22 protein-coding genes are annotated in these 23,404 nt (G+C 65.2%); 8 read left to right on the top strand and 14 right to left on the bottom strand.

The window, feature by feature from the left end; all coding sequences use genetic code 11:
• Positions 1-24: 24 nt before the first annotated feature.
• Positions 25-849 carry an aspartate dehydrogenase gene (locus NLM32_RS35505; protein WP_254133349.1) on the top strand — a complete coding sequence of 275 codons (825 nt, stop codon included), beginning with the start codon at positions 25-27 and terminating at the stop codon, positions 847-849.
• A 4-nt stretch (positions 850-853) separates the two neighbouring features.
• Here NLM32_RS35505 and NLM32_RS35500 read toward each other — a convergent pair whose 3' ends face one another.
• The 8 genes from NLM32_RS35500 to NLM32_RS35465 form a co-directional block, all read right to left on the bottom strand.
• Positions 854-2,158 (bottom strand): sorbosone dehydrogenase family protein, encoded by a 1,305-nt coding sequence (locus NLM32_RS35500; protein ID WP_254133348.1) that lies wholly within the window; start codon positions 2,156-2,158, stop codon positions 854-856.
• A gap of 282 nt (positions 2,159-2,440) precedes the next feature.
• Positions 2,441-3,067: an isoprenylcysteine carboxylmethyltransferase family protein gene (locus NLM32_RS35495; RefSeq protein WP_254133347.1), complete on the bottom strand. Its 627-nt coding sequence runs from the start codon at positions 3,065-3,067 to the stop codon at positions 2,441-2,443.
• A gap of 31 nt (positions 3,068-3,098) precedes the next feature.
• Positions 3,099-4,130: an NAD-dependent epimerase/dehydratase family protein gene (locus tag NLM32_RS35490; RefSeq protein WP_254133346.1), complete on the bottom strand. Its 1,032-nt coding sequence runs from the start codon at positions 4,128-4,130 to the stop codon at positions 3,099-3,101.
• Positions 4,131-4,162: 32 nt separating this feature from the next.
• Positions 4,163-4,681 (bottom strand): DUF962 domain-containing protein, encoded by a 519-nt coding sequence (locus tag NLM32_RS35485; RefSeq protein WP_254133345.1) that lies wholly within the window; start codon positions 4,679-4,681, stop codon positions 4,163-4,165.
• Between the two features lie 172 nt (positions 4,682-4,853).
• Positions 4,854-5,522 carry an OmpA family protein gene (locus NLM32_RS35480; protein ID WP_254135500.1) on the bottom strand — a complete coding sequence of 223 codons (669 nt, stop codon included), beginning with the start codon at positions 5,520-5,522 and terminating at the stop codon, positions 4,854-4,856.
• Entirely contained in the window at positions 5,522-5,938 is a 417-nt protein-coding gene (locus NLM32_RS35475; RefSeq protein WP_254133344.1) for a hypothetical protein, read from the bottom strand. The genes NLM32_RS35480 and NLM32_RS35475 overlap by 1 nt, the downstream gene beginning before the upstream one ends.
• 88 nt (positions 5,939-6,026) lie before the next feature.
• The gene (locus NLM32_RS35470) at positions 6,027-6,314 is read right to left on the bottom strand and encodes a type II toxin-antitoxin system HicB family antitoxin (protein WP_254133343.1); all 288 of its coding nucleotides are present in this window, start codon (positions 6,312-6,314) and stop codon (positions 6,027-6,029) included.
• A gap of 7 nt (positions 6,315-6,321) precedes the next feature.
• Positions 6,322-8,898, bottom strand: coding sequence for an ATP-dependent helicase (locus tag NLM32_RS35465; RefSeq protein ID WP_254133342.1), 2,577 nt, complete (start codon positions 8,896-8,898; stop codon positions 6,322-6,324).
• Positions 8,899-9,138: 240 nt separating this feature from the next.
• Between NLM32_RS35465 and NLM32_RS35460 the strand changes: the two genes are divergently transcribed.
• Entirely contained in the window at positions 9,139-9,309 is a 171-nt protein-coding gene (locus NLM32_RS35460) for a DUF1328 domain-containing protein (protein WP_234679956.1), read from the top strand.
• Between the two features lie 16 nt (positions 9,310-9,325).
• Here NLM32_RS35460 and NLM32_RS35455 read toward each other — a convergent pair whose 3' ends face one another.
• On the bottom strand, positions 9,326-9,829 hold the full coding sequence (locus tag NLM32_RS35455; RefSeq protein WP_254133341.1) for a thioesterase family protein: 504 nt from the start codon (positions 9,827-9,829) through the stop codon (positions 9,326-9,328).
• A gap of 87 nt (positions 9,830-9,916) precedes the next feature.
• Here NLM32_RS35455 and NLM32_RS35450 point away from each other — a divergent pair, with 87 nt between their 5' ends.
• Both NLM32_RS35450 and NLM32_RS35445 read left to right on the top strand, forming a co-directional pair.
• Positions 9,917-11,341, top strand: a complete 1,425-nt coding sequence (locus NLM32_RS35450) for an FAD-binding oxidoreductase (protein WP_254133340.1) — start codon at positions 9,917-9,919, stop codon at positions 11,339-11,341.
• 52 nt (positions 11,342-11,393) lie between these two features.
• Positions 11,394-11,753 carry a hypothetical protein gene (locus tag NLM32_RS35445; protein ID WP_254133339.1) on the top strand — a complete coding sequence of 120 codons (360 nt, stop codon included), beginning with the start codon at positions 11,394-11,396 and terminating at the stop codon, positions 11,751-11,753.
• 8 nt (positions 11,754-11,761) lie between these two features.
• Here NLM32_RS35445 and NLM32_RS35440 read toward each other — a convergent pair whose 3' ends face one another.
• The 4 genes from NLM32_RS35440 to NLM32_RS35425 form a co-directional block, all read right to left on the bottom strand.
• Positions 11,762-12,739 carry an ABC transporter substrate-binding protein gene (locus tag NLM32_RS35440; protein ID WP_256561875.1) on the bottom strand — a complete coding sequence of 326 codons (978 nt, stop codon included), beginning with the start codon at positions 12,737-12,739 and terminating at the stop codon, positions 11,762-11,764.
• An 85-nt stretch (positions 12,740-12,824) separates the two neighbouring features.
• On the bottom strand, positions 12,825-14,492 hold the full coding sequence (locus NLM32_RS35435; RefSeq protein WP_254133337.1) for a SulP family inorganic anion transporter: 1,668 nt from the start codon (positions 14,490-14,492) through the stop codon (positions 12,825-12,827).
• Positions 14,493-14,643: 151 nt separating this feature from the next.
• A complete protein-coding gene (locus NLM32_RS35430) occupies positions 14,644-16,140 on the bottom strand; it encodes a caspase family protein (protein WP_254133336.1) in 1,497 nt (498 codons plus the stop codon).
• A 144-nt stretch (positions 16,141-16,284) separates the two neighbouring features.
• On the bottom strand, positions 16,285-17,205 hold the full coding sequence (locus tag NLM32_RS35425; RefSeq protein ID WP_254133335.1) for a LysR family transcriptional regulator: 921 nt from the start codon (positions 17,203-17,205) through the stop codon (positions 16,285-16,287).
• A gap of 96 nt (positions 17,206-17,301) precedes the next feature.
• On the opposite strand from NLM32_RS35425, the gene NLM32_RS35420 reads away from it, so the two are divergent.
• The 4 genes from NLM32_RS35420 (at position 17,302) to NLM32_RS35405 (ending at position 22,021) form a co-directional block, all read left to right on the top strand.
• Complete coding sequence (locus NLM32_RS35420) at positions 17,302-17,745, top strand: DoxX family protein (protein WP_254133334.1); 444 nt, start codon at positions 17,302-17,304, stop codon at positions 17,743-17,745.
• 363 nt (positions 17,746-18,108) lie between these two features.
• Positions 18,109-19,140, top strand: a complete 1,032-nt coding sequence (locus NLM32_RS35415) for a TRAP transporter substrate-binding protein (RefSeq protein ID WP_254133333.1) — start codon at positions 18,109-18,111, stop codon at positions 19,138-19,140.
• A gap of 37 nt (positions 19,141-19,177) precedes the next feature.
• Complete coding sequence (locus tag NLM32_RS35410; RefSeq protein WP_254133332.1) at positions 19,178-21,031, top strand: TRAP transporter large permease subunit; 1,854 nt, start codon at positions 19,178-19,180, stop codon at positions 21,029-21,031.
• Positions 21,032-21,043: 12 nt separating this feature from the next.
• Positions 21,044-22,021: a hydroxyacid dehydrogenase gene (locus tag NLM32_RS35405; protein WP_254133331.1), complete on the top strand. Its 978-nt coding sequence runs from the start codon at positions 21,044-21,046 to the stop codon at positions 22,019-22,021.
• A gap of 6 nt (positions 22,022-22,027) precedes the next feature.
• On the opposite strand, the gene NLM32_RS35400 is transcribed toward NLM32_RS35405, so the two are convergent.
• Positions 22,028-23,194, bottom strand: coding sequence for an ABC transporter substrate-binding protein (locus NLM32_RS35400; RefSeq protein WP_254133330.1), 1,167 nt, complete (start codon positions 23,192-23,194; stop codon positions 22,028-22,030).
• Positions 23,195-23,404: the final 210 nt, after the last annotated feature.

Genomic DNA, 23,404 nt, shown 5'->3' with positions numbered 1-23,404 from the left:
GGTTTGGACATAGGGTGTGATGCGATGAGCGGACAGAAAGCTTCCAACGAATTGCGGGTGGCCATCGCGGGCCTGGGCTCGATCGGTACCAAGATCGCGACCGCGCTCGATCAGGGCATCGAGGGACTGACGCTGTCAGCCGTGGCCGTGCGCGATCCCGCCAAGCATCAGGCATTTCTGAACGGCCTGCGCCATCAGCCGCAAATCCTGCCGATCGACCAGCTCGGCGAGGCCGCCGATATCGTGGTCGAGTGCGCGCCGAGCAGCCAGTTGCGTGCGATCGTCGAGCCGACGGTGAAGCGCGGCAGGTCCGCGGTCGTGGTCAGCGTCGGCGGATTGCTCGACAATTATGATCTGATCGATCTCGCCCGCGCCAATGGCGGTCGCATCCTCGTCCCGACCGGCGCGCTGATCGGGCTCGACGCGGTCAACGCGGCTGCGGTCGGCACCATTCATTCGGTGAAGATGGTCACGCGCAAGCCGGTCGACGGGCTGAAGGGCGCACCGTTCATCGTTCAGAACAACATCGACATCGACAATCTGCGCGAGCCGCTCAAGCTGTTCGAAGGCAGCGCGCGCGACGCGGCGAAGGGCTTTCCGGCGAACGTCAATGTCGCCGTTGCGCTGTCGCTGGCGGGCATCGGGCCGGATCGCACCCAGATGCAGGTTTGGGCCGACCCCACCGTGACGCGCAACGTTCATCGCATCGAGGTCGAGGCGGATTCGGCGCGGTTCTCGATGGGCATCGAGAACATCCCGTCCGAAAATCCCAAGACCGGGATGATCACCGCGCTGTCCGTGATCGCGCTGCTGAAGAAGCAGCGCGCCACGCTGTGTGTCGGAACGTAGACTCTTACGCTCCGGTCACGCGCCAGATCACGTTGCCGACGTCGTCGGCCATCAGCAGCGACTTCTTGTCGGGGCCGATCACGACGCCAACCGGGCGGCCGTAGGATTCCTTCTCGTCCGGGGACAGGAAGCCCGACAGGATGTCGCGGCCGGGGCCGGACGGCTTGCCGTTCTCGAACGGGATGAACACCAGCTTGTAGCCGGACAGCGTGCTGCGATTCCACGAGCCGTGCTGGCCGATCACCATGCCGTCGGGGAAGCCCGGCAGGGTGCCTGATGGCATCCAGCACAGGCCGAGCGAAGCGGTGTGGCCACCGAGCGCGTAGTCGGGTTGCAGCGCCTTGGCGACCATCGCGGGATCCTGCGGCACGCGGTCGTCGACCGTCTTGCCCCAGTAGCAATAGGGCCAGCCGTAGAAGCCGCCATCACGCACCGAGGTCAGGTAATCCGGCGGCGTCTCGTCGCCGAGCCCGTCGCGCTCGTTGACGACGGTCCAGAGCACGTTCGTGTTGGGCTCCCATGCGAGTCCAACCGGGTTGCGCAGGCCTGCGCCGAAGATGCGGTGCGTGCCGGCGACGAGATCGAGCTCGTAGACCGCGGCGCGGCCTTCCTCGACCTCCATGCCCATCTCGGCGATGTTGCTGAGCGAGCCGACGCCGGCATAGAGCTTCTTGCCGTCGGGGCTCGCGAGCAGGCTGCGCGTCCAGTGGCCGGCGGGCTTGAAAGTGGTGAGCCGCTTGCCGGACGCGGTGATGCGGTCGGCATTGGCGACGTAAGGAAAGGCCATCACGCCGTCGGTGTTGCCGACATAGAAGGTGTCGCCGACCAGCGCCATGCCGAACGGCTGGCTGAGGTTCTCCATGAAGGCGCCGCGATGTTCTGCGACACCGTCGCCGTCCTTGTCGCGCAGGAGCGTGATGCGGTTGGCGGACTCGCCGAGTGCCGCGGCGCGCCGCATCGTCGCCTGCATCGCGTAGTGGAACACCGACCTCGGAGCACCCGCGATCTGCGTGGCTTCCGCAATCAGCACGTCGCCATTGGGCAGCACCTCGATCCAGCGCGGATGGTCGAGGCCAGTGGCAAACGCATTGACCTTGAGACCGGGCGCGACCGTCGGCTTCTGGCCCTCGCTCCAGCCGCGGGCGGTCGGCATCTTCAGTGTCGGCAGCGCGCCTTGCGGCTTCGCGTCGGGAATCGCCGGGGCCTGCCCCCAGGCCGGCGCTGGCGTGGTGCCCGACAGCTTTCGCCATTGCAGCGCGATGCCGCCCACGAACGCGACGAACTGCGCGAAGATGCTGGAAAATGTCATGAAAATCCCCTGTCGAACCTGCGGCACTGTCCAACGACGGATCGTCCAAAGCCCCGCGCGGGCTCAGACCGGGTCGTCGACCTCTCCAGATCAACGATAGAACGTCGTCATGCCGTTTTGCGCGCGCATCCAACTGGGTGGCGGTAAAAAGGTCAACCTGTGCAGGGTCGGATCGAGCCGTTCACGGCGCAAATGGCTGCACGCCGAATTTGCATGGCAGCCGTCACCACATTGCTGTCCCGGCGAAAGCCAGGACGATACCGGCGAGTTCAGGGGGCTACATCACCGCGGCGACGTGAACGGGATGATCATCGGCACACGGCGGCAATAGGCGCCGTAGGCGTCCTCGCCGAGCTCCTTTGACAGGAACACCTCTTCCATCCGGCCCTTCTGCCACATGCCGAGCGAGATCAGGATGGCGCCGAGGATCGTCGTCACCAGGCCGATCGCAACGCCGGTCACCAGCATGCCGAAGATCAGCCCGGTGTAGATCGGGTGACGCACGATGCCGTAAGGGCCGGTGTCGATGACGCGGTGATCTTCCTTGTGGGTGATGGTGTTGGACCAGAACTTTCCGAGATGCAGCCGGCCCCACCAGGCGAAGGCGATGCCGGCGACCGAGAGGATTGCGGCAACGGCGATGCCGGTGTTGCCGAGCACCCAGAGCGGCTTCCAGCCCAGGATCTCCGCAATAAAGGGCGTGTACAGGATGCCGCCGACCAGGATCGGCAGGCGATAGCGCTGCGACTCCAGCGTCATGACCTGCTTCTTGGTCTGTCCCTGCCAGAACGAGGCGCCCACCCAGCTGGCGAGAAAGGCGACCCAGATCAGGGCGAGGAGTTCGGTCGGCCAGGCCGTGGTCCAGCCACCCCAGGCCACGGAGAGAAGCTTGCTGAAATCGAAGGACATGCGGAAAGGTTCTTTGGTTTGGGCGGCGGCCTTAGCTCGCGCGCGAGGAGAGCGCGTGATGCTTGATGGCGCCGGAGGGCTGCTGGCCGTTGCGGGCGAGCAGATGGGTGATGGTTTCGTGCAGCACCGGTTCGATCGGGCGAGGCGCATAGCCGAGCTCGGTACGCGCCTTGCCGATCGAAAGATCGCTCGCGGCGAGCGCGATGCGCACGCCCTCGGCGGTGCCGTTGGGTGGACGGTGCGTGATGCGATCGGAGATCGATTCCAGCATGATGGCGGAGAGCTCGGCGATCTTGCCGGGAACGACGACCGGGTATTGCCGCCGTCCGCTCATCGCCGACATCATCCGCAGGATCTGGCCAAGCCGGACACAGTCGCCGCCGAGGATGTAGCGCTGACCGGTGCGGCCGCGCTCCATGGTCAGTAACAGGCCCATCGCGACGTCGCGGACGTCGACGAGGTTGACCAGGAAGTCGAGATGCGGCTGCACCTTCTTCTGCAGGAAGTACCACAGCATCGCGGTGGGCGGCGTCAGATTGTGGTCGGCGGCGCCGATCGGCATCGTCGGCGTGCCGATCACGAGCGGGAAGCCGCTGGCTGCGGCCTTCGCGGCGTGATGCTCGGCGAGCGACTTCGAGCGCGTATAGGCGCCCGGCATCGCGTCAGCCGGCTGCAGCGCCTCCTCGGCGGCAACGCCGTTGAGGTTCGCATAGGGAAACAGGATCGATTCCGTCGAGCAGTGCAGGAAACGCGAGACGTTGTGCTTCATCGCAGCCGCAAGCACGACCTCGGTGCCGCGGAAATTGACGTCGTGGAAGTCCTGCTTGTTGGCGACCCACATGCCGGGCAGGCCGGCGAGGTGATAGACCTGATCTATGCCCGAAAGCGCGGCATCGACCGCGGCACCGTCCAGCACCGAGCCATGCACATATTCAACATCCGTGTTCGCCGTGGCCGGCGGTCGCACATCGAGAACACGTACCCGCTGCCCACGGGCGCGGAGCGCTTCGACAAGATGCTGTCCGATGAAACCGCTGCCACCGGTAACCAGTACGAGAGTCATGAAGTAGGTTTTGCTGTTCCGCTTCGAGAAAGCTATCGGGTTGAAAGGGAGTTGGTCGGAAGAGGCGCGAGAATCGCGGCGAGGTCGCGACGAAAACCCAGTGCAATGTAAAATTTTGCCATGACGAACATCGGTCCAAGCAGGAAATGCGTGGGGTGGTCGACCATCGACGGCTGCCGTTCCTCGAACACCCTGTGCCCGACGATTTGCGATGCGACGCCGAGCACGATCAGCACCGCAAAAATCGACCACATCATGGCAAGCGAGACCTGATTGCCGATCGCGGTTGCGACCGAAAGCAGCACGATCATCGACACGAGGATGCCGAACCCGACGCCGGCGTCCAGCATCAGCCAGTATACCAGTACGGGCAGGACCAAAATCACGGCGAGGCTGACCTCGACCCCGAACACGGAGAAATGGACCAGTGTCAGCGGCAGTGTCGCGCCGGTGAACAGCAGGAGAATGCCGACCACATGCATCGCGCAATTCCAGGGATCGCGATGGTATTCGACATAATCGGCCAGTTGGCGTTGAAAATAGCCAGCCATCTTGGTCTCGTGCGGCACGGGGGCGGGGAAGGGCGAAGACAGCCTATAGCACCTGATAGGGCAGTGCACAAACCGGCGCTATTGTCGCGCAGGACCATGCTGTCGCGCTGTGAGACAGGTCACAAAATAGTCAGAAGTTCAACGGGTTCCGCCAGACGCGACGGCTGCGCGCTCAATGCTTCTTGGCGGGCTTTTTCGCCGCAGGCGCAGGGGCTGCTGCGGGATGCGCAGGCGCTTCTTCGGGCACTTTGGCAAAGGTCAGGATTTGCAACTGGCCGTTGACGGCCGAGGTCGGCTTGGCGCGGTCGAGGAACTGCTCTTCGCCGAGGCCGATCGGCTGCAGCCGCTTGGTCGAGATCTTGAAGGTGTTCACCAGCACATCACGGATCGCATCCGCCCGGCGCTGGCTCAGGATCGCGTTGGCTTCCCTCGTCTTCTGATTGGACTCGACATGGCCGACGATCAGGAAGGTGTAGGGCAGCAGCGAGGCGTGAACCAGCGCGTCGGCGATCCGGCCGACGGTCTGGTAGGAGTCCGGCTGGATGATCGGCGTGTCGGCGTCGAACTGGATCTGGGCGTTGAAGGCGGGCAGCTTGGCGAGATCCGGCGCGATCGGAGGCCGGTTCACCGGACCCGGATCGTTCTTGATCCTGGCCTTGGCCCGCTCCATCACCTGCTGCTTCAGCGCGGGGAGATCGACTTCGGGGGCTTCCTCGAAATGATTGAGCTTGCCGACGATGTCGTCGCGGGTCGGCGCCGTCTGCGCGCCCGCTGCGCCCGCGAGCAGAGCGAGACCCAACGCGAAACCGATTCCGGCGGTGAAGTGCCCGGTTGCCCGCATCATCGATACCCCGCGTCGTCGACGGCCTTCAGGCAGTTGTTGCTGATGCCCTTGGGCGTCGAGATCAGGCAGGGGATCGACTTGCTGGTTTCCTTGGTCGAGCCGCCGCAGACCTTGACGATCTCGCGCTGGCAGGCGTTCGCGACCGTGACGCGGGCGGCGACGCGCTTCTGGATGGCATCGAACGCCGTGAGATAGTCGCTCTGGCACTGCTGGGAGAGCACGTCCCGGTTGCGGGACAGGCACTCCTTGAGGCGGGTGGAATCCGGATTGACGCCGCGGCAATTGGCGACGATTTCCGCACCGCAGCTTTTTGCCAGCAGCCCGATCGAATCGCCAAAGCTCATGGTCTCCGCCGTCGCAAGCGACGGCATCCCCAACAAAAGCACGATCAGTGTGATGGAGCCCCGGACCATGGTTGCATCTGATACGGGGAAGTTCGCCATGGTCAAGGGCTGTTCGAACCAGAACCGTCGAGAGTCCGGCCAGTGCGGCTAACAGTCCTCACTCCTCGGCGTCGTCGCTTGGAGGAAATTCGATCAGGACGGCCGTGTGGTTCCGGATGTCGTCGGCAAATTCGGGATCGGCCTTGAGTTCGTCCAATGTCCTGGGCGGGGGAAGCTCGCGGCCGTCCTCGGTCAGCTCTTGCGCATAGAATGCGATCGCCTCGGGCGCATTCTCCAGGGCCTCGTCGGCGTCGTCGCCGCCGGAGATGCAGCCGGGCAGGTCCGGAAACCACAGGCTGACGTCATCCGGGCCCGCGTCTTCGATGATGGCGACGTAGTGAGGCATGTCGGCCTCACGCCCTCTGCACAAAGCTGTCCACGACCTTCTTCTCGCCGGCCTTGTCGAAGGCGATGGTGAGCTTGTTGCCGTCGATCTTGGTGACGCGGCCGTAGCCGAACTTCTGGTGGAAGACACGGTCGGAGAGCGAGAATTCCGATGTCGTGCCGGTCGATTTGGCGACCAGCTCGCCCTCGATCGTCATCGGCCCGCGGCGACGCGAGGAGAAGCTGCCGAAATCGGGGCCGGATGACGAGGACGACGAGAAGTTCGAGGCCTCTTCCTCGAAGCCGCCTTGCCCGCCGCCGCCATTGCGTCCGCCGCCGCGATTGCGGTTGGCCTGGGCGCGCTGCCAGCCCGGCGTCGAATAGGTCGAGCCGAACGCCTCCATGTCGTCGAAGCGGGAGGCGCCGTAGCCGCCGGTGCCGCCCCAGGCCGAGCCACCCTTGGATTCCGTGATCTCGACATTGGCCGCCGGCAATTCGTCGAGGAAGCGCGACGGGATCGTGGTCGACCAGGTGCCATGGATGCGCCGGTTGGTCGCGAAATAGATTTTCGCGCGCCGCCTCGCGCGTGTGAGGCCGACGTGGCCGAGCCGGCGCTCTTCCTCAAGCCCTGCGCGGCCCTGCTCGTCCAGCGTGCGCTGGCTCGGGAACAGGCCTTCCTCCCAACCGGGCAGGAACACGTTGTCGAATTCGAGACCCTTGGCCGAGTGCAGCGTCATCAAGGACACGGCGTCTTCCTCGGCACCGCCGTCGCGGTCCATCACCAGCGAGATGTGCTCCAGGAACCCTTGCAGGTTCTCGAACTCTTCCATCGAGCGCACGAGCTCTTTGAGGTTCTCCAGCCGGCCGGCTGCGTCCGCCGAGCGGTCCTTCTGCCACATCTCGGTGTAGCCGCTCTCGTCGAGTACGATCTGGGCGAGATCGGTGTGCGCGGTGACCTCGCGCTGGACGCGCCAGCGGTCGAACTGGGCGACGACGTCGCGCAAGGACCCGCGCGCCTTCGGCTTCAGCTCGTCGGTCTCGACCACCGTGCGTGCCGCCTCGAACAGCGGAATGCGGCGCTTGCGGGCGTGGTCGTGCAGCATCTGTATGGTGGCATCGCCAAGCCCGCGCTTGGGCACGTTGACGATGCGCTCGAAGGCGAGATCGTCGGCAGGCGAGTTGATGACGCGAAGATAAGCCAGTGCGTCGCGGATTTCGGCGCGCTCGTAGAAGCGCGGGCCGCCGATGACACGATAGGGCAGGCCGAGCGTGACGAAACGGTCTTCGAACTCGCGCATCTGGTAGGACGCGCGCACGAGGATGGCGACCTCGTTGAGCTTCTCGCCCTTGCGCTGGATCTGCTCGATCTCCTCGCCGATGCCGCGGGCCTCCTCTTCCGAATCCCACGAGCCCGTGACCGTGACCTTCTCGCCGTCCTGGTCTTCGGTGCGCAGCGTTTTGCCGAGCCGGCCTTCGTTGTGCGCGATCAGGTGCGAGGCGGCCGCGAGGATGTGGCCGGTCGAGCGGTAGTTGCGCTCGAGGCGGATCACCTTGGCGCCGGGAAAATCGTGCTCGAAGCGCAGGATGTTATCGACCTCGGCGCCGCGCCAGCCATAGATCGACTGGTCGTCGTCGCCGACGCAGCAGATGTTCTTGACGTGCGGCGTCTGCTCCTTCGCCCCGCTTGCGGGGAGAGGGAGAGTCTCCACGAGCTCGGTGCTCGGAGAGCCCGCCTCACCCGCATCGCCCTGCGATGCGACCTCTCCGCGCACGCGGGGAGAGGTGGAAGACGGCGCCTGCGACAGCAGCCGCAGCCACAGATACTGCGCGACGTTGGTGTCCTGGTACTCGTCGACCAGGATGAACTTGAAGCGCTGCTGGTACTGCCGGAGAATATCCGGGTGCTCGCGGAAGATGCGGATGTCCTCGAGCAACAGGTCGCCGAAATCGGCCGCGTTCAAAATCTTCAGCCGCTCCTGGTAGCTCGCATAGAGCTTGCCGCCCTTGCCGTTGGCGAAGACGGCGGCTTCGCCTGTCGGCACCTGCGACGGTGCCAGGCCACGGTTCTTCCAGCCATCGATCAGCCCGGCCAGCATGCGCGCGGGCCAGCGCTTGTCGTCGATGTTGTCGGCCTGCAGCAGCTGCTTCAGCAGCCGCACCTGGTCGTCGGTGTCGAGCACGGTGAAATTCGACTTGAGCTGCGCCAGCTCCGCATGGGTCCGCAGAATGCGGCCGCCAATGGAGTGGAAGGTGCCGAGCCACGGCATGCCCTCGACGGCCTGGCCGAGCATCTGGCCGAGCCGGTGCTTCATCTCGCGCGCGGCCTTGTTGGTGAAGGTCACCGACAGGATCTCGGAGGGGCGGGCGCGGCCCTGGCTCAGGATGTGGGCGATCCGGGTGGTCAGCACGCGGGTCTTGCCGGTGCCGGCACCGGCCAGCACCAGGACCGGGCCGTCCAGCGTTTCGACGGCGTCGCGCTGCTCGGGATTGAGCCCGGTCAGATATTTCGGGCCCACCGAGGCGCGCGCACGCGCGGCGATGCCGCCGGCTGCGGGCTGGTGGTCGGGTACGCTGGTGATTTTGCTCGGCTCGGTCATGCGAATCATTGGCCCCACGATGGCACCGCGGGGTGGCGGAAGGGAGCCTTCATAACAGGGATTGCCGCCTATATGGGGCGGCCGGCAAGGGTTTTCCACGTGCACGCCGGGCTGATTTGTTCCTGCGTGCCGGACGAATTTCCAGCCCCGGCGGGCCGGAACCAATGTTCCGAGCCGGAGATTGTTTGTTCAAGTGAGGCGCCTCAGCCGCGCCGATCGCAGACAGACATCAAAACAGAGGTTAAGGCCATGCTGAGCTGGGTTGTGACATTTCTCGTTATCGCACTGATCGCCGGTCTTCTGGGCTTTGGCGGCCTCGCCGGCGCATCGATCGAAATCGCCAAGATCATCTTCTTCGTCGCGATCGTCCTGTTCCTGGTCTCGGCCGTGGTCGGCCTTGCCCGCGGCCGCAGGATCTAGTGCGCCGGATCATGCACTAACGCTTCGAGGGCATTGCCACGTTTCGGCCGATGCCCTCGGGGCGCGGCACGGCGCTGTGAGCCCCGACGACGGCCGCGATGCGCGCGCGAATATCCGGCGGAAAGGCCGCCACCTTGCGCGAGCCCATGTCGATGTGCAGCGACATGTTCTCGGAGGTCGCCGACAGCCAGCCCTCGGTTGCGTGCCGCAGCTCCTGGAAGGTGTGCAGTCGCTTGTCGTCGGCCTCCAGCAGCCAGACCGAGACCTGCACGGGATCGCCGAGGTGAATCTCACGCAGATACCGCACATGACACTCGGCGGTGAAGGTCGAGCCGTTGCGCGCCTTCATGTATCCCGGGCCGATCCCAAGCTGCAGCCACATCTGGTCGATCGCCCGGTCGAACATCACGTTGTAATAGGCCATGTTGAGATGGCCGTTATAGTCGATCCATTGCGGCTCGATCTGCATGATCGAGGCGCGGAACGGCTCAGGCGTAGGGGCGGTGGCACTCTCCGGCATGTCTCATTCCCTGGCTATGCGTCCGGTCGCTTGACTTGACCGGTGAGATGTCCTTTGCCACGGTTTCCAGTGTCGGGAGGACTATCCGTGGGTACGACCATCACCAATAATCCGCCGCGGCCGGAGCCGAAAGCCCTTGCAAGCGCGCTGGAGCAGCTTGCCGCACGCTTCGGCAACCGCCTCATCACCTCGCAGGCCGTTCGCGAGCAGCACGGCCATACCACCACATGGATCGTCAACCAACCGCCGGACGGCGTGGTGATGGCGCAGGAGACTGCCGACATCCAGGACGTGGTGCGGATTTGCGCGAAGAACGGCGTGCCGGTCATTCCGTTCGGCACCGGCACCTCGCTCGAGGGCCAGGTCAACGCGCCCGCCGGCGGCATCTCGATCGATTTGCGCGACATGAACAAGGTGCTCGCGGTGCATGCCGAGGATCTCGACTGCGTGATCCAGCCCGGCGTCACCCGCAAGGCACTCAACGAGCACCTGCGCGACCAGGGCCTGTTCTTCCCGATCGATCCCGGCGCGGACGCCTCGCTCGGCGGCATGGCCTCGACGCGCGCCTCCGGCACCAACGCGGTGCGCTACGGCACCATGCGCGACAGCGTGCTGGCGCTGAAAGTCGTGCGCGGCGATGGCGAGATCATCACCACGGGCACACGCGCGAAGAAGTCCTCGGCCGGCTATGACCTGACGCATCTGTTCGTCGGCGCCGAAGGCACGCTCGGCATCATCTCCGAATTGACCATTCGGCTCCGCGGCATTCCCGAGACGATCGCCGCGGCCGCGGTGTCGTTCGAGACCGTGCACGGTGCGTGTCAGGCGGTGATCCTGGCGATCCAGACCGGCATTCCCGTGGCGCGCATCGAGTTGCTCAATACGGCGCAGGTGAAGGCCTGCAATTCCTATTCGAAGCTGACGCTGCCGGAGACGCCGCTTCTGCTGATGGAGTTCCACGGCAGCGAGGTCGAGGTCGATGCGCAGTCCAGGGCGTTCGGCGAGATCGCAAGGGAGTGCGGTGGCGGCGATTTCTCCTGGACCACCAAGCCGGAGGATCGCACGAAATTGTGGCAGGCGCGGCACGATGCCTATTGGTCCGTCAAGGCGCTGCGGCCCGGCGACAGCATCGGCGTGGTTGCAACCGACGTTTGCGTGCCGATCTCGCGGCTCGCCGACTGCGTCAGCGAGACCGAGGAAGATCTCAAGCGTCTCAACCTGTTGTCGCCGATTGTCGGCCATGTCGGCGACGGCAATTTCCACTGCTCGCTGGTGTGTGACACCAACGATGCGGCCGAGATGGCGCGCGGCGAGGAGTTCATGCATCGCCTCGTCGAACGCGCGCAGGCGATGGATGGAACCTGCACCGGCGAGCACGGCATCGGCCAGGGCAAGCAGAAATATCTCAAGGCGGAACTCGGCCCTGAAGCAATCGATGCGATGCGTGCGATAAAAATGGCACTCGATCCGCAAAACATCTTCAACCCCGGCAAGATCGTGCCGGAGGCGTAGCGCGCGCCATTGCCTTTCGCTTATGCTCGCTCCATCACGGCGGAGCGAGACAATGCAGTGGTTCGCGCGCAGGACGCGAGAAGATATATGGGACGAAGCGATCGAGTGGCCGCTCGGCGATATCGAGGCGGTCGCGCGCATCCGCTCCATCTGTGACGCTGCGGTCCAGAGCGCCGCAGGCTCCGCCTGTAACGACAAAAGCGAGAGCGCGCGTTATGAGCGCGCCGCAAAGGTCGCGATGGAAATCGCGATGAAGATCTCCGACGGCCTGATGCGCGACGACGCGGTGCATCGCATCGTCAATCTCTGCATGGCCGCGAACGACATCAAGACGGCGCAGATCCTGTTCCGCGCGATCCACGCCAGTTGGATCCGCGAAACGGCGCAGCGCGATCATCCGGCTTTGGTTTAGACATGATCCTATTCGACGACCTCGTCGGTGCGGGCGAGCAGCGCGGGCGATATATTCAGCCCCAGCGTCTTCGCGGTCTTCAAGTTGATCACGAGTTCGAACTTGGTCGGCTGTTCGACTGGTAGATCGGCCGGCTTGGCCCCGCGGAGTATCTGATCGACGTAATCGGCCGCCCGTCGGAACAGAGCCGGGAGGCTCGGTCCATAGGACATGAGTCCGCCGCTTTGGACACCGCCACTGACCCCCCAGATTGTCGGCAGCCGTGCGCCCAACGCCAGCTCGTTGATCGTAACTTGCTTGGCGTCTACCAATGCTTCGCTCGCGATATAGAGCGCTTCGGCTCGTTCCTTCAGTCCTTCGAATGCAGGTGCGATATCCTGCTCGCCGCGGATTTCCAGTGCGATGACCTCAACGCCAAGCGCGTGCGCCGCGGCCTGAACCTCGGCCAGCTCTTGCTTGGCCGCGGGATAGGCAACGTTGGCCATCACTGCCATCCGTCGGAGCCCGGGAATGACTTCCCGCAAAAGTTCAGCTCGTTTGCCTGCAAGATCGGGCCCCTGGATCGACAGTCCGGTCACGTTGGCTCCCGGTCGGGACAGATTATCGACGAAGCCACTGCCAACCGGGTCCACAGCTACGGCGAACACGACCGGAATCGTCGATGTCAGCTTCTTGATCGCGAGGACCGCGTTTCCTCCGGTCACAATGATGTCGACCTTGAGACGGACGAACTCCGCGGCTATTTCGGCGATCCGGTCATTGCGTCCGTCTGCCCAGCGATAATCGAGGGCAACAGCATTGCGACCTTCCATCCAACCGAGCTCGCGTAACCTCGTTTCGAAAGAAGCGGTCGACCTGGTCCACGATGATTGCGCGACTGTTCCAAGAAAGCCAATGGTCGGCCGTTTCGTTGATTGCCCGCGCGCCGCGACTGTGCACGCAACAGTCGCACCTCCGAGCAACGTGATGAACCCTCGTCGCTTCATGCAGCGTCCAGGATAAGGCCAGATATTTGAGGCCCGCAGGGTAGCACACTGGAGGCGGCGGGATAGATCGCTCGGCGCCCCGCAGCTACTTCGCCAGTTTCCGTACGGCCTCGTCCACGCTGTGGAAGACGTGCTCCTTCGGCAGCACATCGAACAGCCTGAAGCGCTCGAAGGCGTCCTGCGCGCGCACCGATTCCAGCCGCGCCAGCGCGACCGTGACGCCTTGTTCGTGGCAGGCCTTGAAGACGTCGAGCAGGATCTGCGCGGCCGTGAAGTCGATCTCGACCATGCCGCTTGCCTCCAGCACCAGCAATTGCGGTGTCGCCGTGCCGAGGACTTTCGTCACGTCGCTGCGGAAGCCCGGTGCATTGAGGAAGGACAGCGGCGCCTGCAGCCCGATCACGGCGACGCCCGCGATGCGCTCGCCGGTGATGTGCGGGTGCGCGGGCCACCAGATCGTGGTGCCCGGCACGCGCTCGAATTCGACCAGTCTCGCGCGCGTCGTGCTCCAGATGCCGTGCAGCAGCGACAGTACGATGCCGAGGAACGCGCCCTGCTGGATCGGCAGCACGATGATCAGCGCGGCGGTGGCGACGATCAGCAGAAACTCGCTGAACGACTGGCGATAGATCGTCACGATCTGCTTGGTGCGGATGATCCGCAGCGCCACGAACAGCAGGATGCCGCCAAGGGCTGCATCCGGGACATGCTGCAGCAGCCCCGTTCCGAACGCGAGCAGCAACAGGACGATCACCGCGGCCGCAAGGCCCGCAAGCTGCGATTGCCCGCCGGTCTCGGCGACGATGCCCGTGCGCGGCGGGCTGGCATTGACCGGAAACGCGCCGAACAGGCCCGACAGCACGCTGCCCGCGCCGGCGCCGAGGAAGTCGCGATCGACATCGGCGGGCTTGTCGGGATCGGACGGGAACGACCGCGTGGTGGCTGCGGTCTGCACCATCACCACCACGGTCACGACGAAGGCGAGCGGCACCAAGTGCACCCATTGCTCCGGCGCCAGATCAGGCAAGGTCGGCCGGGGCAGTGTGCCCGGCACCGTGCCGACGACTTTGACGCCCTTGCTCTCCAGGCCAAACGCGATCGTGGCCAGCGTCGCGGCAACGAGCCCGATCAATGCGCCGGGGATTTTCGCGCTGATCCTTTCGGAGATGAAGACCACTGCGAGCACGCCGAAGCCGATGCAAAAGGTGATGGGATTGGTGCGGCCGATCTCGGTTGCGAGCACGCCGATGCGATCGAGCGTCGGGCCGCTCGGCGAGTCCAGTCCCAGCACGCCCGGCAATTGCGAGACGATGATGTGGACGGAGATGCCGGCGAGGAAGCCGACCATCACCGGCATCGACAGAAGGTTGGCGATACCGCCGAGCCGGAACGCGCCCCCGGCGAGCATCATCGCGCCGACCATCAGGGCCAGCGCGATCGCGAGCCCCTGATATTCCGGTGAGCCGGCAGTGGCCAAAGCGGCAAGCCCGCCGGCGAAGATCGGCGTGATCGTGGAATCCGCACCGCAGGACAGGAAGCGGTTGCCACCGAGCAGAGCAAAGCCGAGCGAGCCCGCCATGAAGGCGAAGAAGCCGATCTGCGGCGCGAAGCCGCCGAGCCGCGCGGTCGCCATCTGCTCGGGGATCGCGATCGCCGCCAGCGTCAGCCCCGCCATGAGATCGCCGGGGAGGGCATAGGAGGCGAGCGAGCCAAACAGCGGCCATGCTTTCCTGGCGTGAGCGTCTTGCGGCATCGATGCGGAATCCCCGGAAAATCTGCGGTGGTCCGTCAGACTACAACATTTCCGGATTGGAGGGCGGCCGACTGCGCAACTTCGCGATCATCAACAAAAATGTCCGCAAGCGAGGCTTGCGGACATCAATGCCTATCGCAGTGCGGCGGTGTCAGTACCTGGTGCCGCGGTTATAGTCGCCGCCGCCGCGTCCCATGCCTCCACCGCCATGGCCGCCCATGCCCATTCCCATGCCCATGCCGAGGCCAATTCCGAGACCGATTCCGACGGCTTCAGGCGGCGGGCCGGGAGGCGGCGCGCGCTCGACGACGACTTCGTCAGGCGGCGGCCGGCGCTTCGGCGGCGTGTCGACGACCTTGCGCTTTGGCGGCGTGTCGTCGACGCGCTTCTTGATCACGGGCGCAACCGTCGGGTTGATCGGCGTTGCCGGCGGCGTCGGTGCCGAGCACGGGCAGGTCGGTGCCATCGCGACGGCGACCGGCACTGCGGCGGCGGCAACCGGCAGGGCATAATTGCGGTTCTGCACGCGAAGCAGCAGCCGGCGCGCGGTCGCGGCGAGATCGCTGTTGTCCCAGTTTGCGAGATAGGTCTCGTACGAAGCGCGGGTATTGATCGCCACCGCACGGTCCCATGCCAGCATCTGACGCCGCCGCTCCAGCACCGTACGCAGGCGCGGCGTCTGGGCGTCCTGCGCATAGAGTTCGACATAGGCCTGATACGCAGGCACGGTGTCGTCGGCGATCACGAGCTGATAGGCGGCCTTGGCATCCTTGCCCTGCAAATCCTTGCGCCAGTCCTCGACGCTGCGCGTCGCGCTGGCGAGGGCCATCGCATTTGCGCCCGGCGCCGCGGGCTGTCCGCTGCCGCTGTCACCGCCGAAGAATTTGAAGTCGGTCGTCAGCGACGAGCTTTCCCAGGGGATCTGCCGCCCGTCGGTCGATTGCGCGACCGCGATGCGAATGCGCTTGAACACTTCCTCGATCGGGATATTCGGCTGCTTGGCAACGGTCAGCGCTGCCGTGGTGTAGGGACTGTCGGCGCCGGATCCGTCCTCGGCTTCGGCACCGGGCGAGGTCGAGTACGAGATGAAGGAGCCCGGCGCGCCCGCCTTGGTGTCGACGATCGCAAGCCCGTGGCCGGCACCGCTCAGCGCCGGGAACGGATTGTTGCGGCAGGCGTCGAGCATGAAGATGCGCGCCCGCGTCGGCAGCGCGCCGAGCGTGTTGAGCAGATCGTTCAGCCGCACGCCCTGCAGCGGAATGTCGGCCTCGCGCTTGGGATCGAGATCGACGGGCACGAGATAGTTCTCGCCGTCGATCTGCAAGCCATGGCCGGCATAGAACACCAGCGCAACCGTGTCGGCGCCGCTGGCGCTGACCTTGCCGGCGAAATCGGAGATCGTCTGGCGCATCTCGCTCTGCGCGAGGTTCGGCGCCGCGGTGACGGTGAAGCCGGCATTGCCGAGCAGCTCGGCCATGCCCTTGGCATCGTTGGCGGCGTTCGGCAATTCCGGCACCGTGCGATAGGCGGACTGGCCGATCACCAGCGCAAGCCGGGCTTCGGCCGCGGCCTGTGTCGGCGTCATGAGTTGCGTGAGTGCAAGGAGACCGGAAGCAAGAACTAAATTGCAAAGGACTGGACGGCGCATGGTGTCACCTCCATCGGCAATGGGCGCGAGGATATTACCTTTTCTAGTCGTCGGCCGCGGCGCTGTCTGTGCGCTAGCTCACGCTCTCGCGTGCGGCAAAATGGGGCAGGGGGTCTGCCAGAACCGACGCGCGGTGCCGTGCCTTCAGAACAATCCACGGTCCCAGGGCGGGTCAGGCGCAAAGCGTGCGGCGAGAAAGTCGATGAAGGCGCGCACCTTCGCCGGCGGCCGGCGATCGGGCAGGTAGACCGCATGCACCGCGGAGGACTGGATCTCCGGCTGATCGAGCGGAAGCGCGACCAAAGTGCCGGCGCGCAGATCGTCGGCGATGATGAAGGTCGGCTGACGGGCGAGGCCGAGGCCGGCCAGCGTCGCGGCGCGCAGCGCATCGCCATTGTTGGCGCGCAAGGTGCCGCTGATCTGGATGCGGATCTCGCCGTCGACGCCGAACGGCCATTCCGCGGCGCTGCCCTGCTGCGTGAGCGTGTAACCGAGGCAATTATGTGCGGCGAGGTCGGCGACGGTGCGCGGCGTGCCGTGTTTTGCCAGATAGGACGGGGCGGCACACACGACGAGGCGGTTCGGCGCGAGCTTTCGCGCCACCATGCTGGAGTCGCGCAGCTTGCCGATGCGGATCGCGAGGTCCCAGCCTTCCTCGGCGAGATCGACGAGGCGATCGTTGAGGCCGAGCTCGATGGTCACCTCGGGGTAGCGTTCCGAAAAGTCGGCAATGACGGGCGCAATCTGCCGTGTGCCGAACACGACGGGCACGTTGACCCGCAGCAATCCGCGCGGCTCGGCGCGCTCCCGTGCGACCGCGGCATCGGCCGTCTCCATGTCGGCAAGGATCCGCTCGGAGGATTCCAGATAGAGGCGGCCGGCTTCGGTGATCGACAGCCGCCGCGTGGTGCGGTGGAACAGCTTGATGCCGAGCCGGGCCTCCAGCGAGGCCACGTGCTTGGTGACCATGGTCTGCGACAGGCCCATGGCCCGGGCCGCGCCGGACAGGCTGCCGTTCGCCGCCACCTTGGCGAAGACTTCCAGGCTGGTCAGCCGGTCGAGCATCTATTTCACTCTATGGGTGTGAAGTATATTTCAAGAATAGCCGATTATCATCCAGTTGAGAATAGATCATAGGTGGCCCCAACAATGGAGACCGCCATGATCGATTCCCGTACCGCTCCCTACGCCGCGCTGGTGCTGCGCGTGACGCTGGGCGCGCTGTTCCTGGCCCATGCCAGCCTGAAACTGTTCGTGTTCACCCCCGCCGGCACTGCAAAGTTCTTCGGCAGCCTCGGCTTCCCGCCGGAGCTCGCCTACCTTGTGATGACCGTCGAAGTCCTCAGCGGCATTGCCCTGATCCTCGGCGTCTGGACCCGCTATGCCGCGCTGGCCGGCATCCCGATCCTGCTCGGCGCGATCTTCACCGTGCACGGTGCCGCCGGGTTCTTCTTCACCAACCCGAAGGGTGGCTGGGAATACCCCGCGTTCTGGGTGATCGCGCTGGTCGCGCAGGCGCTGCTCGGCGATGGCGCCTTCGCGCTGCGGCCCTCACGCGATGTCGAGGCGGCGAACGGGCAGTTGAGCGTCGCGTCGTCGCGCTGACATCGTCGCATCATTGAAACGCGAGAGCTGCGGGATCACGGTCCCGCAGCTTTTTGTTGCGTGCCAACACGCGTGCAGTCGTCAAAAGCCCATCAATCTGCGTTCGGTATTGATCCATGCCTGAATTGGATCGATCTGCGTCAATCTTGCATAGCCTGCCGTTCGGTCGCGCTGCGGCATGATCGAAAACATCGGCAAATATAGGCATTCCGCTGCAGTCTCCGCCGGCGCGCCTTGCGCTCGTCCCGTCTCGGCTGCGCCGGCCGCAACCCTTGCCTGCCCCGTCGCTTTGGCCATACAGTCCGGGCCAACGCGCCGCGACAACGATCGCGGCTGCCAAAAATAATATTGGGGAGAGACACCATGACTATCGTGCCCGTCAGCCGTCGCACGTTCATCAAGTCGTCGACGGCAGTGACCGCCGGCCTCGTGCTCTCTCCAGCCATCATCGGCCGCGCCGAAGCCGCGACGCTGAAGCTGAAATGCTCCTCCTCGCTGCCGAACGATCCCAAATTCGCCAACGGCCGCGTATACTACGACAATCTCGTCAAGAATCTGAAGGGCAACGGGCTCGGCGAGCAGGTCGAGGTCGCGTTCTTCCCGGACAACCAGCTCGGCCAGGAAATCGACGTCATCAATTCGGTGAAGCTCGGCGTCATCGATCTCATGATCTCCGGCTCGTCGATCTCGGCCAATCTGGTGCCGCTGGTCGGCACCTACGACCTCGGCTTTCTGTTCTCGAGCTTTCCGCAGCAGACCAAGGCGTTCGACGCCGGTGCCGCCAAGCCGATCGAGGACGCGCTGCTCAAGGGCAGCAACATCCGCATCATCGCCTGGGCCTATAATTTCGGTTCGCGCAGCGTGTTTGCGAAAAAGCCGGTGAAGACGCCGGAGGATCTCGCCGGTCTCAAGATCCGCACCCTGCCGAATCCCGTCATCACGGAGTGCCTGCGTCTGATGGGCGCGGCCGCGACGCCGCTGGCGTTCGGCGAAATCTACACGGCGTTGCAGGCCGGCGTGCTCGATGGCCTCGAGCACGATCCGCCGACGATCCTCGCCAGCAAGTTCTTCGAAACGGCGAAGTTCTACGCGCTGACGCAGCACAATTTCTCGCCGCTCGCGGTCTATTTCAGCGACATGACCTTCAACCGCATGGATCCGAAGCTGCGCGAGGGTTTTCTCGACGCCGCGAAGAAGGCCGCGGTCGACACGCGCGCCCATGGGCTCGCAGTCGAGAAGGAAGCGCTGGCGGCTCTGACCGAGAAGGGCGTGACGGTCGCCGAATGCGATCGCGAGGCGTTCAAGAAGCGCGTCGCGCCGCAGACCGAGAACTTCATCAAGGCGCGGCCGGAGTCCAAGGCCGTCATCGACATCATTCGCTCGACGCAAGCCTGAGATGGCCAAATCCGGGTTGGCCAAATCTGAGTTGGCGATGACGGAAGCCGTGCCGCTCTCGGGCGGTCGGCACGGGAGCATCGCGCTTCTGCTTCGCGTGAGTGACGCGATCGCGGCCATCCTTCTGGCCGCCGATCTCGCGGTTGTCTGCGGCTCCGTGCTGCTGCGTTTCTGCTTCAACGCGCCGGTCGAATGGTCGGATGACGTCGCGCGCGGATTGATGGTCGGATCGGCCTTCTTCGGCGCCGCAAGTGCGCTTGCGCGCGGCGAGAATGTCGGCGTGTCCTTCTTCCGCGATCTGCTGGCGCTGCGGCTGCGCACCCTGGTCGATGCCGCCAGCGCCGTGCTCGTCGTGCTGATCTCCGGCTATGTCGCCTATAACGCCATCAAGCTGGGTTCGCTGACTGCGGGGCAGACCACCGGCTCCGGCCTGCCCTTGGAGCTGACCTTCTATCCGATGGGCGTCGGCGCGCTGTTCATGACGGTGTTCGCGATCGACCATCTCTGCGCACGACCGCTGCCTGACATCGTCAGAGGCCTCATCGCGGTCGCCGTCGTGACCGGGCTTTATCTCGCCTGGGATTACCTGTCGCCGTCCTCGGTGCCGTCGGCGGGCGTGCTGATGCTGATCGGCTTCTTCGCCACGCTGTTCGGCGGCTTGCCGATCGGGTTCGCGCTGGCGCTGGCTGCGCTGATCTTCATCTGGGTCGAGGGCGCGCTGCCCGGCGTCATCTTCGCCCAGCAGATGGCGCGCGGCATCGACAATTTCGTGCTGCTCGCGATCCCGTTCTTCATCCTCGTCGGCTACCTCATGGAAGCCAACGGCATGTCCGTGCGTCTGATCGAGCTGTTGCAGCGCGCGGTGGGCCGCATGCGCGGCGGCCTGAACGTCGTGATGGTGGCCTCGATGGTGCTGTTCTCCGGCATCTCGGGCTCGAAGATGGCCGACGTCGCGGCCGTCGGCTCGGTGCTGATTCCGGCAGCGCGCCGCTCGAAGCAGAATCCGGGCAGCGCGGTGGCGCTGCTCGCGGCGTCCGCGGTGATGGCGGAGACGATTCCGCCCTGCATCAACCTGATCATTCTGGGTTTCGTCGCGAACCTGTCGATCGGCGGCCTGTTCATGGCAGGCCTGTTGCCGGCGGCGCTGATGGCGGCGGTGCTGATCGCCTTCTCCATCATCTTCGGCAAGACGCCGGCGGAGGCCGAGGAGGTCGAGCCGCAGGTGCCGGTGTCGGGATTGTGGAGCGGCGCGATCGCCTCGTTCGGCCTGATCTTCATGATCTTCTTCGGCTTCAAGAGCGGCTTTGCCACGGCGACCGAGATCTCGGCCTTCGCGGTCGCCTACGCGCTGATCGTCGGGAGCGTGGTGTTTCGCGAGCTCAGCTTCAGAACGGCGACGCACAGTTTCGTGCAGGCGGCGACGCGCGCGGGGCTGGTGCTGTTCATCGTTGCCGCCGCGCAGTCGCTGGCGTTCACGCTGACCTTGCAGCAGGTGCCGCATGCGGTCGGCGACTTCATGCTGGGCCTGTCCAAGACGAGCGGCACCTGGCTGTTCATCCTGCTCGCGATCGCCGTGCTGATCGTGATGGGCTCGGTCCTGGAAGGCGCCGCCGCGCTGATCATCTTCGGGCCGCTGCTTCTTCCCGTGGCGGTGCAACTCGGCATCGATCCCCTGCATTTCGGCGTCGTGCTTGTCATCGCGATGGGCGTCGGCCTGTTCGCGCCGCCGCTCGGGCTCGGGCTCTACGGCGCCTGCCTGATCGGCAACGTGCCGATCGAGCAGACGGTGAAGCCGATCCTGGGCTATCTCGGCCTGTTGTTCCTCTGCCTGCTGGTCATCGCCTTCGTGCCGTGGCTGAGCACCGCCTTGCCGCGCGCGTTCGGCTACTGAAGGAGTGTCGTCGTGAAAGTCCTGCTGGCCCACACGCCGGAGATGCGCCGCAATTATTACGGCGATCGCAGCCTGAGCGGCTTGCGCGCCATTGCCGAATTGATCCTGCACGAGGGTGATCGGGCGCTGGATTCCGCGGGCCTCGTCAGTGCGGCAAGGGACGCCGACATCATCGTCGCCGATCGCATGACCGAGGGCCGCGGCGAGATCTTTGAGCAGCTGCCACGCTTGCGGGCCTTCGTCCGCTGCGCCGTCGACATCCGCAATGTCGACGTCGATGCCGCCTCGCAGGCCGGCGTGCTGGTGACCCGCGCCGGTCCCGGCTTCGTGCAGGCGGTCGCCGAGCTCGCGGTCGGCTTCATGGTCGACCTGTCGCGCGGCGTGTCGCGGGCCACGGCCGACTACCATGCCGGCCGGAAGCCGGAGGCACGGATGGGCCGTCAGCTCGCCGGCAGCAAGATCGGCATCATCGGTTATGGCAGCATCGGCCGTTACCTTGCCGAGATCGCCAAGGTGATGCGCATGGAGGTGCTGGTCTCCGATCCCTTCGCTGATGTCAGCGACAGCGCGATCAGGCAGGTCGGGCTCGACGAACTCCTGGCGGCGTCCGACTATGTCGTCTGCCTCGCAATTGCCAACGAGCAGACCGAGAAGCTGATCGGAGAGGCGGCGCTGGCGCGCATGCAGAAGCATGCCGTCTTCATCAATCTCTCGCGCGGCAATCTCGTCGACGAGGCGGCGCTCGCGAAGGCGCTGCTGGAGAACCGCATCGCGGGCGCTGCGATGGATGTCGGCCGCGCGCCCGACCAGATGCCGACGCCGGAGCTGGCAAAATTCGCCAACGTCGTCGCAACGCCGCATGTCGGCGGGCTGACGCCGCAGGCGATCGAATACCAGTCGCTGGAAACGGTGCGGCAGGTCGACGCCATCATCAAGGGCGAGGCCCCGCAGGGTGCCGTCAATGCCGACCGCTGGACCCGGCGGCCATAAAGGGCCTTACAGCCTATCGATCGCCCTGAATGTCCCGTCCTTCTGGATCACCGTCAGGAACACTTTCGGCGGCGTCTCGATGGCGCGAAAGCCGACGGTAAAGACAGTGCCGCTGATGTCGAAGCGGCCGATGTCGTTGATGGTGCGCAGCAGCCCCGCGCGTGTCGGGTTCGGTCCGAGATTTTCGAGTGCGGCCGCCGCCAGGCGGCCTGAGAGATAACCTTCGAGCGAGACGAAATCCGGCGTCAGCGTCGGATCGATCGCCTTCTGCGCGGACTGGTAGTCGGCAACGAGCTTGATCGAGCGATCCCAGGGAAACGGTACGACCTGCGCGACCACGACGCCTTCGCCGTCGGAGCCGAGCTCCCTGGCGAGCGCGGTGGCGCCGACGAAGGAGATGCTGGCAAAGGTCGGGTAGGCGCCGCTGCGGTGTGCGAGCTTGATGAACTCGGCACTCGGACCGTAAGTGCCGACCATGATGATCGCCTCGGGCTCGGCGCGCTTGATGGTACGCCAGGCCGCGCCGACCGCACGGGTGTTGCGCTCGAAGGTGCCTTCGGCGGCGAGCTCGAGACCGCGCTTGGCAAGCGCAGTCTTCACGCCGGCGAGGCCGTCATGGCCGAAGGAATCGTCCTGGTAGAAGATGCCGATCCGGGTGAAGTGGCGATCCTCGATGAGATGCTTGATGAGCGTCTCCGACTCCGCGCCGTAGCTCGGGCGAATGTTCACGACATTCGTCAGTTCGAGGTCGCGCAGGAGTTCCGCACCGCTTACCGGTCCGATGAAGGGCACATCGCGCGTACTCGTGATCGGGATGGTTGCCATTGCGGTCGCGGTCCCGACTGCGCCGATCAGCGCGAACACCTTGTCGTCTTCGATCAGCCGCAGAGTCTGCACCACCGAACGATCGGGATCGTAGCCGTCGTCGCGGCTGACGAGCTGGAGCTTGCGGCCGTGGACGCCGCCCTTGGCATTGATCTCGGTGAACGCCGCGACGATGCCGTGGCGCATGTGCTGGCCGAGCATGGAAGAGGGACCCTCGAGCGCGGCGGCCTGGCCGAACAGGATTGCGTCCTCGCTGACGCCGGCCTCGTCGCCTTTTGCCGTCAGTGTCGCCGCCGCCAGCAGCGCGGCGGCAAGCGCGACGCATGTCGCTGCGTGCGATCGTTTCATGAGAGGGCTCGCCGGATGCAGGAAAGTTGCCGCCACGATAGGTCCCTGGGCTGAACAGGGCGCTAACCGGCGCGGGGAGAGCGGTCCGTAGAAGTCCGGGGCAATCCTGCAATTGGCGACCACATTTTCGGGAACACGCAGGTCAATCGTTAACTACACCTCGCAATGCGGGACAGGTTGGTTCCAATATTGTGCAGTTCTTAACCCCGA

This window comes from Bradyrhizobium sp. CCGUVB14, from assembly GCF_024199935.1.
GTDB lineage: Bacteria > Pseudomonadota > Alphaproteobacteria > Rhizobiales > Xanthobacteraceae > Bradyrhizobium.
Note: the sequence above shows the minus strand (reverse complement) of the source record. Positions and strands in the feature narration are given on the sequence as shown.